The following is an 18331-nucleotide window of genomic DNA, read 5'->3' as shown; positions in this document are numbered from 1 at the left end:
GAAAATGAAAAACTTTAAAATATTATCATGTTCAGTTTTATTAGCGGGGATGTCTCTCTTCTCTTCTTGTGAGGACTTCCTGACTAAAACTCCGATAGCTGATTTGAGCAATAAAGCTTACTGGACCAGTGAGTCGGATCTGAAAGCATGGAGAGCCGGTACATATAATGGAGTACAGAAAATTGTATCAAGTACTTTGTTGGCTTGGGGTGAATTACGTTCAGATGATTATTACATAACTCTGTATGCCAATGCTGCTTTACAACTTAACTCTTTGGATTCAAATGGAAGTTATTGCGACTGGGAAAAATTATATCAGGTCATAAACCGGTGTAACCTGGCTATCGAGAATATCCCTGAAATGGGACTTTCTGAAGACGTGACCGGATCATATCTGGGGCAATTTCATGGCTTAAGAGCTTTGATGTATTTCTATGCAATACGTGTTTGGGGTGAAGTGCCATTGATTACTAAGTCATGGGATGGCGATTTGAATACTAAATATAATTCACGTGCTTCTCTGGAATCTATCTATGAAGTGATAGAGGATGATTTAAAAATTGCCATTTCGTCATTGGGTAATGAAGGTGTTTACTATTTTAATCAAGGAGCTGCTTATGCATTGCAAACAGATTATTTGATGTGGCGAAAGGATTATGCCGGAGCATTGAAAGCATCGGATAACTTACTGGCTTTGAAAAGGTATGAAATGGTAAGTAATACTACCGATTGGAAGAAAATATTTACAGATCCTACCAATAGCAAAGAGACTATTTTCACTATAGAATGGGACTTTGAGAAAAATAATAATAATAGTTATGGTGGTCCGATTGGTGTTGGTGGTGGTAATGCTCATTATCAGTTGTCTAATTCGCTGTTTCAAAGAATGCTCCAGGATAAAAAGGATGTTCGATTCTGGGGAGTTGTAGATACGTTGAATATATATAACGGACTGGACAAACAAACTTTAGCTCCGGGGAATTCTCAGATTATCTATGGAAGTACTGGTGCATTGGCTAATAAACTGTGTAAGTTCTTCCCGGTGAAGTCTACAGATCCTGCTGTTGAATTTGATATTCCTGCTACTTCCGGTTGTGTTTTTGAAATACCTATTTATCGTTTTGCTGATGTTATGTTATTGCGTGCAGAAGCAATGATTCATGAAAATAAACCGGCTCAGGATATTATTGATATAGTCAATCAGGTACGTAGTCGTTGCGGTAATACGATTGTTGCGAAGGTAGAAGATTATCCGGTAAGAACTGGTATGACGCAGTCTTCATTGGAAAAACTGGTATTGGATGAACGTCAGATGGAATTTTATGGTGAACCTAAGCGTTGGTTTGACATTATACGTACCGGATATGTGAATGAAATACTGGATCCGCATCTATCTTATATTCAAGCAATGCGTGGTGAAGAACCTGTAGGTTTTGGCAGTGATTTAAGACGGGTTCGTTTCCCGATAGCTAAGTCTGTCTTTACGTCCAATCCAACTTTGGTAGGGCATCAGAATCCTCCTTATTCAGAATAATGATAATAAATAGTGTATATAATGAAAAAGATAATATTAAATATAGCCTTATTGGTAATTCCAATATTCACATTTACAAGTTGTGAGTTATTTGGCCTGGATGTGCAAACTCCTTATGACTATGATTCAGAGAAAGGAACCTATGATAATCAGATTACTATGAATGCATGGGATTTCATGAATTCGCGTACCGACTTGTTCTCGTCTCTGATAGAAGCAATTAAATATTCGGGAGTTGATCCGGAATTATTCAAACAGTCTGATAGAACCTATCTGTTGTTGACGAATACGGCATTGACTTCATCCAATAGCAGTGACCGGAGTTTCTGGAATGAGAATGCTTATCCGGACGAGTTTAATCCGGAGCAGTTGATTATTCCTACCAGCTGGGAAGAATTGGATAAAACCGCAGTGAAGAATATGATTATGTATCATATTATAAAGAAAGCTCTTTCGTATTATGAACTGACTGATTTGACAAAAGGAGTTATAACATTCTTCCCTACAGAATATGATTCTCCTTATGGATACATGGCTGTCGAAATGTTGAAAGAAGGTGCTCTAAGTATTTATTTCAATAACTACGAAGATCATTTTCAGCTGAAAACAAAACCTCGTACCAGTAATCTGCAAAGTCCTAACGGATCATATATTCACGTGATGGATAAATATATGCAGTATCCTACAGATAAAGAATTAGTATCTATTCCTATTTATGCAGCAAAATGATTATGAAAAGAATAAAATATTTATTGATGGGAGCCTTTGTGGCTTTAATGGCATCTTGCGATGATGATTATGTTGAAATAGACTCTTTGCAGGTGTTTGGTGAAGAATTTTTTGCCGGAGAAACTGTTAATGTCGGTATGTCTGTGAGAATGAGTGATCCGGATAAAGCCGATTATTATTGGGAATGTAACGGGGGAACTTTGTTACAGCGTCAGGGGTATACAATGAATCAGTGGAAAGCACCGAGACAGTCGGGCAGATATACGATTAAATGTACTGTAACCTGTGGTGGGGCAAAAGAAACCCGTCAAGCTGAGATTTGGGTAAATGGTTTGTTCTTTGATCGTTTTGGAGGAACAACGGCAACAGGATGGTCTAACTCAAATTCTGCGACTCAGATTCGTGACGGACGCTATCAGTTGAATGTCACAACACCTAATGCTACTACCCGGAATTATGGTGAAGTACGTTATAATCTGAATCAGAAGGATTTTTACCCACCGATGTCCACTCGATTTGATTGTGGTATTGTAGGAGGAGCGACCAATACAAATAATCCTAAATATCCGGTAGATCCTGTTAAGTTTGTATATGGTGAGAATGCATGCGCAGTTGCTGTCTCAGGAAATACGCCCTCTGTAGATGTTACGACTACTTATTTTATCAGTGAAGTCCGTTTTGAGTGGTGGCCTAAGAACCATATTCTGGCAGCAGTACCATGGGGAACTAACATTTATACAGATGTAAATGGTAATCCGGTAAGTTTCAATGCCGATGAGTTTGATGCTATTATACGTTTCCAGTGGACCTTGAAAGCTGACAGAGAAAACGGACGTCCTACGGTTCAAACGGGTTGGGTGGCAGTACCGGTAAAAATACAGAATAATCTGTTGAAATATGACGTGGAAGAAAGCAAAACAGTTGGTCTGGCGATCAGTGAAGACTATACTATAAAAGCAATGGTAGGAACAACAACTCTTGCTACAAGTGATGTGATGAAGCAGTGGAGAGCGACACATGACAATGCTGTTTTCCAAATAAAGGAATTTAAATATGTATATCCTCCATTGACACAAGTTTATCTGGATAATGTATTCTTCTATAGTGACGATATATTTGGAGGTAATTGATTGTTAAAAAGGTTATGAAACCGGGGGAGGTGATTTATTAACCTCCTCTGGTAAGTATAAATCATAAATCAATATGCTAATGAAAAATTTGTTACTTTTCATTTTTGTTCTGGCTTTTTCCTGGCCCGTTGTTGCTCAGAATTCTAATGATACTATTGTAGGACGTTTGGTTGATGCTAAAGGGAAGGCAATTCGTAAAGCTTTGGTATCTGTTAAAGACGTAAAGGCCGAGACTGATCGTTATGGTATTTTTCAGCTGAATAATGTTACTCTGCAAGATATACTGACAGTTATTTTGCCCAAAACAGAAAAAGAAGTGCAAGTTTCGGTAAATGGTATAGCCTATCCGAATATTGTTTTGGGGCCCGAAATTTCAGTGACAGAAGATAAAGGTGAAATCATGAAACTAATGTTACGTAGTCTGCGGCGTTCTCGTTCGGTATCGAGTACTATTGTGGTGACAGGTGAAGAACTGGTTGCTACGGGTGAAAGTAATCTCTTTAATGCTTTAGCAGGTAAAGTCCCTGGGTTTACAGTGGTAATGAAGGATAACGGAGATATCTCTGCACAATTACGGGGGTCTACTTCTATTAGTTTGGATACTTCTCCTCTTTATCTGCTGGATGGGACACAAGTCGAAAGACTGGATAATGTGAATATCAATGATATAAAGAAGGTAGAGATAAGTAAGGATAGTAATATGTATGGTGCCAAAGGTGCCAATGGAGTGATTGCTGTCACTCTGAAATAGTAATATGTAACCTTTTTATTTTTTATAATTATTAATTTAAAACCAAGTATCATGAAAAAAAGTACTTTAATTTTATTGGCAGCTTTATTTACTGCTAATTTATCTGCAGAAGAAAGAGTGGTAACCTCTCTTGCAGGAGATGCGGAAACAGAAGGAGGATTCCGCTTTGAAATGAAGGCATTGCAGAGTGGAGATGTGTTGACTTTTAATATTCCTGATGGAGATGAAATTGTACTTGAAGGGAGTTCCGGATTAAGTGATGGAGAAGGAAAGGTTTTTGTAATAGATGGCATCAACAAAGCAACCGGTAACAGAATAACCTTTACCAGTAATGGTGATAATTTTCCTTTTTTTAGTGGATTAGGCTCTAATGCTCATCTGATGGATGTTACTATCCGGAATATAATTGTAACTAATTTTAATTATGCAGGAAATGGGGCAGGCTTTAAATTGGGGAACTCAAAATTAGATGGTGACCCATCTGATCCGAGTCGGTTTGCTACTTTGAGACTGGAAAATGTAGAAATCAGTAATTGTGTTGTGACAGGAGCCGCTAATGGTGGTGGTGCACTCTTCAATGGAAGAGGTGTGAATGTGATAGCCGATAAATGCTTATTTGCAAACAACAGTTCAGATGAATCGGCCAGTGGCAGTTCTAAAGGAGGAGGAGCTATTGGTACAACAGGTAGCGGAGGTTCATTTTTGTTCACAAATTGTACATTCTATGGTAATAGTGCGGCATTAGGTCGTGGTGGTGCAATCTATACAGGTATGGACTGTAAAGTTATTAACTGTACATTTACTGGAAATCGTGCTTTTAACGGAGGAGGATTTTATGGTCATAATGCTGGAAAGATGTATACATTGATTAACACTATTTGCTATAATAATATAGATGAAAATGAGACGGGTGATATTAGAAGAAACAATGGTGATTTTACCATATATAATTGTTTGGCCACTGTAGTAAGTCCTGCTTTGGCAGAAAACTTTGACAGCAATGGTAATATTTTGACTACCCCTGCGATGAAAGTGTTCGAAAATGATGCAGCTCCTGAATTGAAAGATAATGGTGGTAATACACTTACAGTTGCTTTACATGCTACGCAAAGTATGGCTGCTAAAGCAGGAATTGCCACTGCACCTGCCGGTATAGACGTAACTATTCCTACAGTAGACCAACGTGGTTATACTCGTGCTGCTAAACCTTGTATGGGTGCCTTCGAATTAGGTGGAATTGAGCCTGTAGGTATTCAGACTGCAACAGCCGACGCGAAATTTAACTATAGTGTGGAAAAGGGACGTTTGGTTATTGCAGAATCCGGTGAGTGCCGTATATTCAATATGCTTGGTGCTAAGATAACAGAGCTTACTATCAATGGTAGTGCTCCTATTAATCTTGAATCGGGTATTTACATTGTTCGTTTTATGAATGAAGCTGGTACTTCTGTTGCTAAAGTACTAATACCATAAGTTTAATAATTATCAGGGTTCTTTGGTGAATATGATTTGTCAAAGAACCCTGCTTCTTTAAAAAAATAGAGAAAGATGAGATTAAAAAAGTATTTCTTATATGTTATCCTGACTTTTGTGTCTGTGTCGATGTTTACTTCGTGTTCTTCGGATGACAAGGAGGAAGAAGCAATTACTCCAAGTCTGACTACTACTCCCACAGATGTAAATGCTAAGGCAAGTGGTGAAGACGTAAATATTACAGTGAAAGCAACTTCTACCTGGACTACAGTAATTGATGACAAGGTAGATTGGGTTAAAGTTAAGTCATCGGATATACAAGCTGGCAAATTAGTGCTTACTATAGTTGCAAACACTACTCTTGAATCGCGTTCGACAAATGTTATTGTAAAATTGGATAACACTGATTTGACAAAGCCGATAAAGATTTCCCAAGCTGCGGCTACTGCTTCTTTGGTGGTATCTCCAATGGAGGTGGTTGATATACCGGCTGAAGGTAAAGAGTATACTTTTACTGTTGAGAGTTCTGCTGGAGTAGATTGGGAGTATGAAATACCTGGAGAACAACAGAGCTGGATAAAAGAAAAATCGAAAACTGATAAATCACTCACACTGGCTTTTGAGGCTAATACAGGATCCCAACGCGGCTGTTATATTGTCTTTAAAGACAAAAACAAAAAGGCATCCAATTTTAACGTTAAAGTTATTCAGTTGAAATCTGAAAATTTTGATCCTAATGATCCGATTCAGATGGGATACACTTTACAAGGAAGCATGAAGGGAAGTGCGGATTTGGTTGGTAAGGGGTATGCGGATGTACATACCTATATGAGAAAGTTTGGTTGGGACTATTCAGAACATCCAAATTCATCTACTAAGGACCATAATGAAGTAGACCATATTGAAACAGTGTTTGATGCTACTATCAATCAGTATATATTTAGATTTAGTAGTCACGCAAGTAGTGCTCTTGATGGCGATCGTGGTTCAATGAATGACCGTATGCGTAATGAGATGAAAACGCAAACAAGTGCAGCTTGGTATAAATTGAACGGTAACTGGGGAGAATCTCAAATATTACAATGGAAATTTAAGATACCTAAAGGGTATCGACCCAGTACAAGTTTTTGCCATATTCATCAGTTAAAGGCTCAAGAGGGTGACAATGGAGCTCCTGTTATTACTATTTCTCTTCGTGGAAACAATGATGGAACCAATCGCAGAGTACAGGTCATTCATTCTTTGGGGTCTGACCATAGTGCAGGAACCAAAAGTCTGGGAACGTTTGTAGACAATGTGAAAATAGAAGAGTTTGAAGATGAATGGGTACAGGTAAGTGAAGAAGTGAAATACGATCATCATGGCAAGTATCGCTTGGTGATAACTCGTATCAGAGATGGTAAAGTTTTGATAGACAATACACAGAATGATATTGATACATGGCGGAAAGGGGCAATTAATATTCGTAATAAATTTGGTATCTACCGTAGCTACGGAGGCAGTGGAGGACAGATAACCAATAATATCAAAGATGAAACAATTGATTTAGCTGACTTTGTAATTTATGAAAAAGATACAAATCCGAGCCCTGCTGCCCACGATTAGAAAGATATAAGTTGGTTTGAGATGGGAGCTATATTTAAAGATAGTTCCCATTTTTTTTATTCGATAACTTTTCATATATAATGTCAGATACATGAAAAATATTTTATGTTATAGTTTTTGTTTACTGTTTGGTGTACAACAGGTTGCAGCTCAAATAGTTTCCATTAAAAGTCCCGATAATAAGATTGTTTTGAATATAAAAGATGATGCCGGGCAACTTCTTTTTAATGTAAAAAAAGGGGAGATAGCTGTATTAGAAGATTCGCCAATGTTTTTTTCTTCCGGTGAAAAGAAATTATCGGCAATACATTTACACTCTCCTGAATATTATAAAGTAGATGAGACGTACCCTATCCGGGGGATTCATTCGCTTGCGGTAAATAAAGCAAATGGAATGAAAGTAAAAGTAGCGGATGAGAAAAATAATATTTTATATACGATTGATGCCCGTGCTTATAATGATGGGATTGCTTTTCGCTTTCTGGTAAAAGGGACTCAGACGGATAAATATGTTCCGGAAGAGAGTACTGTTTTCAAGTTACCTTTGGGAAGCCACATTTATTACCATGATATGTATGCACATTATGAGGGCATCCATAAAAAACAGGAAATAGATTGTGTTAGTAAAGGCGAATGGGCAGCACCTCCTGTAACAATTGAGTTACCACAAAAACAAGGATATGTGTGTATTACAGAATCTGCTCTCAGAAATTATCCGGGTATGTCTTTACAGGCTGATGGGGAATGTGGACTTGTTGTCAGACTGGGGCATGAACAACCGGCAGGATATCCGTTTGCGCATGACTATAGTTTGGAAGAGGCCAAACGTTTGTCTGAACCGGCTGTCATTACAGGCGATATTATAACTCCCTGGCGAACCGTGATTATTACTTCAGATTTGAATGAATTGGTAAATACAGACTTAATTACTAATCTGTCACCAGCTCCGGATAAGAAATTGTTTCCTGAAGGTGTGAATACGGAATGGATCAAACCGGGACGTTCTGTCTGGTGTTGGTTAGATGGTGGCCAACGTACTTTGGAGGGAATGAAAGAATTTTCAAAACTTGCCGGAGAGTTAGGATTTGAGTACAATACGGTTGATGCATTCTGGTATCGGTGGACGGATATGCAGATTAAGGAATTGGTTGATTACTCCGCTCAGTTTGGAGTTAAGATATGGCTATGGAGGCATGGGCGTGATCTGCGCGATCCTCAAAAGCGGAAAGAATTCTTTGATCGTTGTCAACGGTTAGGAATTGTTGGGGTTAAGTTGGATGCTTTTTCTCACGAATCCAAAGAGTTTATTGATCTTTACCAGGCATGTTTGAAAGAAGCAGCAGAGCATAAGCTGATGTTGAATATCCATGGTAGTGATAAACCAACAGGAGAGGTGCGTTCGTGGCCGAATGAAATGTCTCGTGAAGGAATTCGCGGCTTGGAGTATGGTAAGAATCAATACGAATGGGCTACACATAATACTACGTTACCCTTTACCCGATTGGTTGCCGGAGCGGGTGATTACACTCCAATGATATTTGGTGACAGGAAATTAGATACATCCTGGGTACATCAGATAGCGACAGCATTGATATTCAATTCTTCTGTTATCTTTTTCGGTGCGCATCCTCAAACTATACTTGATAATCCGGCAGTGGATGTAATAAAAGACATACCGGCTGTTTGGGATGAGACAATTGTACTACCTTGTAGCGAGATTGGGAAAATTGCTGCCTTCGCCCGGCGTAGTGGTGATACTTGGTTTCTTGCCGTGGTCAATGGAAAAGAAGCGCAGACAATTCAATTCCCTCTCTCGTTCCTTGGTGAGGGATGGTATGAGGCTACAGTTTTGAATGACAGGACCACTGATGCAGGAGCAATAAAAATAGAACGTGCTTTTTGTAGAAATAGCGATTCCCTTACAGGATATATGCGTAATGGAGGAGGATATATAGTTCGATTTAAATCTAAATAATGAATTGATATGATAAAGAAAATAATTGGAATAATGGTTGCTACCTCATTTTGTTTTATAATGCAGGCACAACAGGTTTTTACTGATGTAAGAGTTATAGCCGAACGTTCAAATATGCGTTCTGATCGACGTCCTATTCCCGTGGGATATTATGATGAGCAAGCTGATCAAACGTTTGTATGTTGGATGTCTACGGATAGTCATCCGGTTGTTAAGGCTTATAATCATGCTACGGGGCAGTGGAGTGAAACAAAAGTAGTGGCACGCTCTCCGTTTGTTGATAAACATAATTATCCGGGAATGTTACGTGGAACTGACGGACGAATCTTTTTGTTTTATGGTTGTCATAATTCTACCTTAAAGATGGCTGTTTCTCCTAAACCGGGAAGTATTGAAGGAGAATGGACGGATCGTTTTATAAATGAGGCAGAACGTGCGTCTTATCCGGCTCCTATATTAACGGAGGATGGAATATTTTATGTGTTTTACAGAGATACACGTCAAACCAATAAATATTCGGATGACAGGCCTTATCAGTTTGTGAAATCTACAGACGGAGGAAATACCTGGATACGCCAGATGGTCATTGATCCCTTTCCCCGTGTTACAGATAATATGATGGAGGTTTATAATGGGCAGGTTACTTATCAACCCGCAGGGAATGGGAAAAAGGAACGCATTCATATAGCTTGGACTATTTGTGGCGAGAAATTGGGTAAACATGCTCATGCTACTTATGGAAGAAATGTATATTATGCTTATCTTGATCCTTCTAATGATCATATGTATAATGTAGAAGGAATAGATCTGGGAACTACCATTGATAATGAGGAGTCGGATAAATATTGCCAGGTACTGGAGACTCCTATTCCGGAACGTGGACACTCTGCAGGGTTACAGGTATCCGTTCACTATCGTGATAACTCATGTCCTGTTGTACATTATCAATATCCGGAAGAGAATGCAGCCCGGTTGTCTACATGGGATGCCGGAGAGTGGAAACATCTTACTTTTGAGGCCAAAGGTGAACCCAGAGGCATTGAGAAATTAGGTCCCGAGTCATTTCGTATTTATGCTACTATGGGTAGGGGAGCAGTTACCTTTATTACTAATGACGGAGGACATAGTGTACAGAAAGAAGCAGAGATTATCACTCCTTTTTCGCTTTCCCGTTGTTATTGGATAGAAAATGCCCGTCCGGAACTGAAATTATTGATGTTTTCTAATCCGTTACCGGATGCTCCTAAGACATTATCTACCGCTAACAGAGATGTATATGTGGCTGGTATAAATGAATGATTTACCTCTTCTATTATTTAAACGGAGTGTATTCCCTTATCTCAATTTTGAGATAAGGGAATTTTTTTAGTATTCTGTCTCTGAATACGTATTTTTAATATGCAAAAGCATATACTTTCTTTTTCCTTTTTTTTATGACACTTTTTGACTACTTTTGCGTGTCTTGATTAAACATTGTAACATTTTAAACTATTATTTGGATAAACTATGAAAAAGAAGCTACGTTTTTCCTTATTCTTTTTACTAATTTTATTTATGAGAGGAAGTATGCAGTCACAAAATGTACAGAAACCTTTTGATATCGATTTATGGCAACAAGGTATGCCTAATACAAACGGTATGGATAGTGCTCCTTTTGATGAATCAAAAGGTAATTTCAAACCTTCAATTCGTGTTTTTCTTCCCGCACCTGAATTAGCTACCGGTCGGGTGATTGTTGCTTGTCCGGGAGGTAGTTACTCACATCTTGCTTATAATCATGAAGGTTATGATTGGGCACCTTTTTTTAATAAGCAAGGAATCGCCTTGGTTGTATTGAAGTATCGTATGCCGAAAGGAGGACATAAAGAAGTTCCTTTTTCTGATGCGGAAGAGGTTCTGAAGATGGTGAGAGATAGTGCAGATGTATGGAATATAAACCCGAACGATGTTGGTATTATGGGGTTCTCTGCCGGTGGACATTTGGCTTCTACCATTGCTACACATACTTCACCTGAACTACGTCCGAATTTTCAGATATTGTTTTATCCAGTTATAACAATGGATAAGAGTTACACTCATATGGGATCACATGATAACCTTTTGGGGAAAGATGCTCCGGCTGAGTTGGAGGAACAATACTCTAATGAAAAACAAGTGACCAAAGATACTCCTCGTGCTTTTATTGTATATAGTGATGATGATAAGACGGTTCCTCCTGCAAATGGTGTGAACTATTATCTGGCTTTGAATAAGAAAGGTGTTCCGGCTGCCCTTCATGTCTATCCTTCCGGTGGCCATGGATGGGGAATCCGTGAAGATTTTATATATAAAAATCTGGTGTTAGATGAACTCTCTGCCTGGTTACGATCATTTAAAGCACCTCGTAAAGATGCTATACGTGTGGCATGTATCGGCAATAGTATTACCTATGGATCGCGTTTGAGAAATCCGGAAAAAGATGCATATCCAACTATTCTGGGACGTATGCTGGGTGATGGATATTGGGTGAAAAACTTTGGAATAGGATCACGTACTATGCTGAATAAAGGGGATCATCCGTATATGAAGGAGCAAAAATACAAAGATGCGCTGGCATTTAATCCGAATATTGTTGTTATCAAATTAGGAACGAATGATAGTAAGCCTCATAATTGGGTTCACAAAGATGAGTTTGCAAAAGATATGCAGACTATGATTGATGCATTTGGGAAACTTACTGCTCATCCGAAGATATATTTGTGCTATCCGTCTAAATCATATGATAATTATGGAATCAGTGATAAGACAATTGTGAATGAAATTATTCCGATGATAAAGAAGTTGGCTAAAAAGAATAAGTTATCGGTGATAGATTTGCATACTGCAATGGATGGGATACCCGAACTTTTTCCAGATAAAGTCCATCCAAATGAAAAAGGTGCAGAGATAATAGCGAAAACTGTGTATGGAATAGTAAAAGAATAAAAAAGTTATTATGATACAAACGATACAGCTGCACGGAACAGACAAACAACTTTATAAAATTGTGGCTCCATTAGTTATGGATCCTGAAGTACTGAAAATGAATAACAATTACCCTTTTAAAACTACTGATAAGTTTACCTGGTTTATTGCCGCAAGTGGGAGACATGTGGTCGGATTTCTTCCGGTAGAACGAAGAGGGAAAGAAGCTATTATTAATAATTATTATATAGGAAAAGACCAGGAAGAGGCTCTTGCTCTTCTGCTGGTGGATGCTATAGCAGCTTTTGATACAGACAAAACGTTGGTTGCTATAGTTCAGGTAAAGCATCAGGCTGTTTTTGAAAAACACGGATTCATAGTAGAGAAAGCCTGGAAACTATATGTAAAAATGCGGAGGGATGAATGAAGAAAAAAGAAGTAGAGGTAAAGAAGAATGTATATGAATTGGCGCAGGAACGTTTGCGCATGATTTTTAAAGAGTTTGATAATGTGTATATCTCCTTTTCGGGAGGAAAAGATAGTGGTGTACTTTTGAGTCTATGTATTGATTACATACGTCGTAACAATTTGAATGTACGTATCGGAGTATTTCATATGGATTATGAAATACAGTATAAGATGACTATTGACTATGTGGACCGCATGATTGAGGCTAATAAAGATATTATTGATGTATATCGCGTGTGCGTTCCTTTCCGTGTGGCAACCTGTACATCGATGTATCAGTCTTTTTGGCGTCCATGGGAAAAAGGGAAGAAGAAACTGTGGGTACGCCCTATGCCGAAAGATGCAATGACGGAGAAGGATTTTCCTTTTTATAATGCTCAGATGTGGGACTATGAATTTCAGATGCGTTTTGCCAAATGGATACATGATAAAAAAGATGCAGTGCGTACTTGTTGCCTTATTGGTATACGTACCCAGGAAAGTTTCAATCGGTGGAGGTGCATTTATCTGAATCGTAAATATCAGATGTACCATACGTATCGTTGGACTTCTAAAGTGGCAAATGATGTTTATAATGCATATCCTATTTTCGATTGGAAGACAACAGATGTATGGACCGCCAATGGAAAATTCCATTGGGATTACAACATCTTGTATGATTTGTATTATCGTGCCGGAGTGAATATAGAGCGTCAGCGGGTAGCCAGTCCTTTTATCGGCGAGGCTATAGAGAGCTTGTCTCTCTATCGGGTTATTGATCCTAATACCTGGGGAAAAATGGTAGGACGTGTGAATGGGGTTAACTTCACAGGGATGTATGGAGGCACTCATGCTATGGGATGGCAATCTATAAAACTTCCGGAAGGTTATACCTGGAGAGAATTTATGTATTTTCTTTTGTCTACATTACCGGAACGTGCGCGTAAGGGATACCTGAGGAAGCTATCAGTCAGTGTCAATTTCTGGCGTACCAAAGGAGGATGCTTAAATGATGAAACCATACAAAAACTGATTGCTGCGAAAGTTCCTATTATTGTGATGGATAATAGTAATTATAAAACAGTGAAGAAACCTGTTCGGATGGAATATCAGGATGATATCAATATTGCAGAATTCAGAGAAATTCCTACTTATAAACGTATGTGTATCTGTATTCTGAAAAATGACCATGCCTGTAAGTATATGGGATTTTCGCCAACAAAAGAGGAGATTAGTAAGAGAAGTCAAATAATGGAACAATATAAAAATATTCTGCAATGAGTTGTAAAAAGAGTCCTGTGTATGATGTGAGAGCTGTGCCTGTAGACAAAGTGGTTGCTAATGATTATAATCCCAATATAGTTGCTCCGCCGGAAATGAAGTTATTAGAATTATCTATTTGGGAAGATGGGTTCACTATGCCCTGTGTGTGCTATTATGATAAAGAAAAAGATATGTATATTCTGGTAGATGGTTTTCATAGATACTCTGTTCTGAAAACATCCAAACGTATTTACCAACGTGAAAACGGTTTGTTGCCGATTGTAGTTATCGACAAAGATTTATCCAATCGAATGAGTTCTACGATTCGTCATAACCGTGCCCGAGGTGCCCATAATATTGAATTGATGTGTCACATTGTTGCTGAGTTGGATAAAGCTGGTATGTCTGATCAATGGATTATGAAGAATATTGGAATGGATAGGGATGAATTGCTGCGTTTGAAACAGATTTCCGGATTGGCTGATTTGTTTGCAAACAATGAATTTAGTATTCCGGAAAGAGAGTCTCCCCTCAATTCAAAAGAGAGTACTGTGGTTTAAAATATTATTTTTTATATTTATAAGCAGCTCCTTGTATTTCCGGAAATACAAGGAGCTGCTTGTTTTAGCGAAATAAGGTATCTATTATTTTTTGCTTTATGTGTAAATCTTTAATGATGTGTGTCCCGTAAAATGAAATTTTGTGTATTTTATTTCTTCTCTTTTTTATTTTAGACAAGTATTCTCTCTGGAATGCTCATAATTAGCACATCAGTGTTCTTTTTTCATCGCTGAAAGAGGATAAAAGCTTTATTTAATTCAATAGAATGTCTCATCTTTGTAATGTAATAATTACTCCGGGACAACCAGTTAATAATTATATATGAGTTGACGAGAAAAATTGTTCTGTAAGTCTGCTTAGTTAAATTGTGAACTCGTCAAAAAGGATGCAGAATGCATCTAATGTTTTTTTATAGATGTTAAGATCCATGGGTTATATAGATTTTGATAGAAAAATTTATATAATCTGTGGCTTTTAGTTTGAATTCTTTTATTGGTTTATTATTTTATATCTTTGGAAGAGGTTAATAAAGAGAAAGGGAGTTGCAATCACTGCACCTCCCTTTCTACATCACTGAATAGAGAATTATGGAGAATTATAGTTGTTCTATTATCTCTTTTTGTCGTTCCATAAAATTAATGCGTTGTACTTCTCCACTTTCGGAAATTAGGGTTGAATGTCTTTTCAAGGATTGTATCCAATTCTTTTGTAAAGTACATATCTGTTGATTTTGTGAATCCATTGAGTTTATAGAGTATACTCTAAACAGACTGATCTGAAAATCACTCTTCTCAATATAAGTATAGGTTGCTTCAAAGTTGATATTTGATAGATAGATGGCCACTTTGTTTCCATTATTAAATTCTCCTTTTATAGATAACTGTTCCAATTCATGTAATAATAGGAGAAGTTCATTCTTTAACTGTTTTACATCTTCTTCTGAAATCAGATTTAATCCTGCAAAATACTTAATTTCTTTTATGAATGAGTAGAAGATATTACTATCCCATATAAAACAGGTTTTCTTACAATGTTTTACTGTTTCACTTAATTTTTTGTGTGCAGAGATGACTTTCTCAGGAACTTGCATCTCGGCTAATGAGTGAGGAGTTTTTATTTTCCCGTTTTGATATACCCAGCGACACAAGCGAAATTTAGACAGACTCTCATAAGCCGAATAGAGTGTGAAAGGAATTATATTGGCTGCGGTATATATGGTTGTACTATCATCATTTCTGATATAATTAAAGATTCTCAGATAACGTTCCAGTATTTCATAATAACTTTCTATCGGATCGGGTGAATGTTGCAGGTTCAGATCGAATGTAGCCCGGTTTGACAGGTGATTGCCAATTATCTGATCGATGGATATTCCGAGTTTGTGAGATATAACAGCAACTTCATCAAAAGTGAAAGCTACCTCTCCGCGTAGTCTGCGATAAACAGCCTCTTTTCCCATACATAGTGTATTAGTTAGAAAATTGGCAAGTGTTTCTTTTGGAGCGATACGCTCTTTCATTTCATTGATGAGTTCGTTTACTATACTATTCTTCATACTTGCTTATATTGCTTTTAGTGATTCTTTTGTCGAAAAATGATTTTATGCAAATATAAAGCTTCCTGTCTGATAATTAGTATGGAATAAAACGTAATAGTGAGTTGCGTTATTTCTCATTTTATTGTTTTGTGTAATATGGATTATGAAAAATGAAATTATACAAAAATAAAGCAAACGTATTTTCATTATGAGAAAATGCGTTTGCTTTTGATTTTGAATATCATTGATATATCTTTTTATAATGTATCAATTATCTCTCTTTGCTTTTGGAAGAATTGTATACGTTGCATTTCTCCACTAACGGAGATTAGTGTAGAAAACTTTTTTAATGACTGAATCCATTCTTTTAAACTCTTGCACATTTCAATATCTTGTGTAGTGATGGAGTTTATAGCATAAACACGTATCATGCTCAGATGTACATTGCTACTTTCTACGTAACTATAGGTTGCTTCAAAGTTAATATTAGAAATGTATATATTAACCTCATTGTCAGATTCGAATTTTCCTTTTCTTGCCAAGTTCTCTAATTCGTCTAATAAAAGTAACAACTCTTCCTTGATCTCTTGTCTGGCCTTGTCGGAGATAAGCTGAATGCTCGAAAAATATTCCAGATCATTCACTATGTGGGAAAAAATATTGCTATCCCATATAAAACTTGTACTATGAATCTGTTCTGCAGCATTTACAAAGTCTTTTTGAATATCTTGTAGTTTGGCTGGTATCTCCAATTCGTCAAAATGCTTGCAACCGATATTTTCATTCTGATACATCCATTTAAACAGTCTGAACTTAGACAATATATCGTGTTTAAGATATAATGTCTGCGGGATAGTGTTGGAAGATGTAGCCAATTCAGAAATGGGATCATCTTCTATACTTTTTAATAGCTCGGTATACTTATTTATAATGTCGTAATATGTTTCGAAAGGGTTACTGTGATGAACCACATTCATGTCAAAAACGGCGTTCTCCTTAAAACTTACTCCTATCATCTTGTCGAGTGATACTCCCAGTTTTCTGGAAATAATAGCAGCTTCTGTCAGAGTGAAAGGAACTTCTCCACGTAGTCGTCTGTATACGGCTTCTCTACCGATAAACAAATTGTCCATTAATACGTTTGCTATATTACTGTTTGCCGGTATTTTTTCTTTTATGGCTTCAATGAGCCCTTCATTTAATTTATTTGTTATCATAATCATTGTCCTTTTCTTGTTTTCTAGATTTAGAACAAATAAGAGTAGAGAGATGTTTCGCATATCGCAACTATTTTCATTTTGTGGTTCATTTTTTGGCTTGTGTGGGGGTGAATGAAATTTTATATGAAATAAAAAAGTTCATAATATTTGCATAATTAGGGTGAATCGTCTACATTTGTCCGTGCATAAATGGAACTTATAATACATGAAAAGAATATTAGTTAGTGGTGGGGCCGGATTTATAGGTTCACATCTCTGTACCAGATTGGTGAATGAAGGTAATGATGTTATTTGTTTAGATAACTTGTTTACAGGTTCAAAGAGTAATATCGTGCATTTGATGGACAATTATCATTTTGAGTTTGTACGTCATGATGTGGCATTTCCATATAGCGCAGAGGTTGATGAAATTTATAATTTAGCTTGCCCTGCTTCCCCTATACATTATCAACATGATGCCATTCAGACGATAAAGACGTCTGTAATGGGGGCTATTAATATGCTGGGATTGGCTATGCGTGTAAATGCTAAGATATTGCAGGCTTCTACCAGTGAGGTGTATGGTGACCCGATGGTACATCCACAACCTGAAAGCTATTGGGGGAATGTAAACCCTATTGGCTATCGTTCATGTTATGACGAGAGTAAAAGATGTGCCGAAACTCTTTTTATGGATTATTATCGTCAAAATGATGTTCGTGTAAAGATTATCCGCATTTTCAATACATACGGTCCTCGTATGCTTCCCAACGACGGACGAGTTGTTTCTAATTTTATAGTTCAGGCATTGCAAAATCAGGATATTACTATCTATGGTTCGGGAGAACAAACACGCAGTTTTCAGTATGTAGATGATTTGATCGAAGGAATGATCCGGATGATGAATACTCCTGATGATTTTACAGGACCTGTGAATATTGGTAACCCTAATGAGTTTTCTATCCTTGAATTGGCAAAAAAAGTAATTGAACTGACTGGTTCGAAATCAAAGATTATATTTAAGCCTTTGCCGCATGATGACCCTAAACAGCGTCAGCCGGATATTACATTGGCAAAGGAGAAACTGAATTGGAAACCAACGGTAGAACTGGAGGAAGGTCTCGGACGTATGATTAATTATTTTAAAGATTATAAAGTATAAAACAACCAGATAAAGCTATATA

15 protein-coding genes are annotated in these 18331 nt (G+C 37.3%); 13 read left to right on the top strand and 2 right to left on the bottom strand.

The genetic code is table 11. The features are described from left to right. Window positions 1-4: 4 nt before the first annotated feature. The 12 genes from QX565_RS08855 (at window position 5) to QX565_RS08800 (ending at window position 14410) form a co-directional block, all read left to right on the top strand. Window positions 5-1534, top strand: a complete 1530-nt coding sequence (locus QX565_RS08855) for a RagB/SusD family nutrient uptake outer membrane protein (protein ID WP_221650495.1) — start codon at window positions 5-7, stop codon at window positions 1532-1534. Between the two features lie 21 nt (window positions 1535-1555). After that, window positions 1556-2263 carry a hypothetical protein gene (locus QX565_RS08850; protein ID WP_221650494.1) on the top strand — a complete coding sequence of 236 codons (708 nt, stop codon included), beginning with the start codon at window positions 1556-1558 and terminating at the stop codon, window positions 2261-2263. A 2-nt stretch (window positions 2264-2265) separates the two neighbouring features. Continuing rightward, window positions 2266-3393, top strand: coding sequence for a hypothetical protein (locus tag QX565_RS08845; protein ID WP_255585978.1), 1128 nt, complete (start codon window positions 2266-2268; stop codon window positions 3391-3393). A gap of 79 nt (window positions 3394-3472) precedes the next feature. After that, window positions 3473-4144 carry a TonB-dependent receptor plug domain-containing protein gene (locus QX565_RS08840; RefSeq protein WP_289292562.1) on the top strand — a complete coding sequence of 224 codons (672 nt, stop codon included), beginning with the start codon at window positions 3473-3475 and terminating at the stop codon, window positions 4142-4144. A gap of 51 nt (window positions 4145-4195) precedes the next feature. Continuing rightward, on the top strand, window positions 4196-5617 hold the full coding sequence (locus QX565_RS08835) for a T9SS type A sorting domain-containing protein (protein ID WP_289292561.1): 1422 nt from the start codon (window positions 4196-4198) through the stop codon (window positions 5615-5617). A gap of 75 nt (window positions 5618-5692) precedes the next feature. Next, window positions 5693-7222, top strand: a complete 1530-nt coding sequence (locus QX565_RS08830) for a BACON domain-containing protein (RefSeq protein WP_007485748.1) — start codon at window positions 5693-5695, stop codon at window positions 7220-7222. 91 nt (window positions 7223-7313) lie between these two features. Then, the gene (locus tag QX565_RS08825; protein ID WP_289292560.1) at window positions 7314-9197 is read left to right on the top strand and encodes a glycoside hydrolase family 97 protein; all 1884 of its coding nucleotides are present in this window, start codon (window positions 7314-7316) and stop codon (window positions 9195-9197) included. A gap of 9 nt (window positions 9198-9206) precedes the next feature. Continuing rightward, entirely contained in the window at window positions 9207-10496 is a 1290-nt protein-coding gene (locus QX565_RS08820; protein WP_289292559.1) for a BNR-4 repeat-containing protein, read from the top strand. Between the two features lie 321 nt (window positions 10497-10817). Continuing rightward, a complete protein-coding gene (locus QX565_RS08815) occupies window positions 10818-12161 on the top strand; it encodes a GDSL-type esterase/lipase family protein (RefSeq protein WP_255585996.1) in 1344 nt (447 codons plus the stop codon). A gap of 10 nt (window positions 12162-12171) precedes the next feature. Further along, complete coding sequence (locus QX565_RS08810) at window positions 12172-12567, top strand: hypothetical protein (RefSeq protein WP_289292558.1); 396 nt, start codon at window positions 12172-12174, stop codon at window positions 12565-12567. Then, complete coding sequence (locus tag QX565_RS08805) at window positions 12564-13868, top strand: DUF3440 domain-containing protein (RefSeq protein ID WP_221650486.1); 1305 nt, start codon at window positions 12564-12566, stop codon at window positions 13866-13868. Before QX565_RS08810 ends, QX565_RS08805 begins: the two co-directional genes overlap by 4 nt. Beyond that, on the top strand, window positions 13865-14410 hold the full coding sequence (locus tag QX565_RS08800; RefSeq protein WP_002560123.1) for an IbrB-like domain-containing protein: 546 nt from the start codon (window positions 13865-13867) through the stop codon (window positions 14408-14410). The genes QX565_RS08805 and QX565_RS08800 overlap by 4 nt, the downstream gene beginning before the upstream one ends. Before the next feature lie 596 nt (window positions 14411-15006). Here the strand turns inward: QX565_RS08800 and QX565_RS08795 are convergent. Continuing rightward, window positions 15007-15966, bottom strand: coding sequence for a hypothetical protein (locus tag QX565_RS08795; RefSeq protein ID WP_002560124.1), 960 nt, complete (start codon window positions 15964-15966; stop codon window positions 15007-15009). 239 nt (window positions 15967-16205) lie between these two features. Next, window positions 16206-17165, bottom strand: a complete 960-nt coding sequence (locus tag QX565_RS08790; RefSeq protein ID WP_289292557.1) for a hypothetical protein — start codon at window positions 17163-17165, stop codon at window positions 16206-16208. 208 nt (window positions 17166-17373) lie between these two features. Here QX565_RS08790 and QX565_RS08785 point away from each other — a divergent pair, with 208 nt between their 5' ends. Further along, window positions 17374-18309, top strand: coding sequence for a UDP-glucuronic acid decarboxylase family protein (locus QX565_RS08785; RefSeq protein ID WP_002560127.1), 936 nt, complete (start codon window positions 17374-17376; stop codon window positions 18307-18309). The last annotated feature ends 22 nt before the right edge of the window (window positions 18310-18331 follow it).

Origin of the sequence: Bacteroides sp. 41_26, assembly GCF_949740115.1 — a bacterium.
Classification (GTDB): Bacteria; Bacteroidota; Bacteroidia; order Bacteroidales; family Bacteroidaceae; genus Bacteroides; species Bacteroides nordii.
This window is presented reverse-complemented; position numbering and strand designations above follow the sequence as displayed.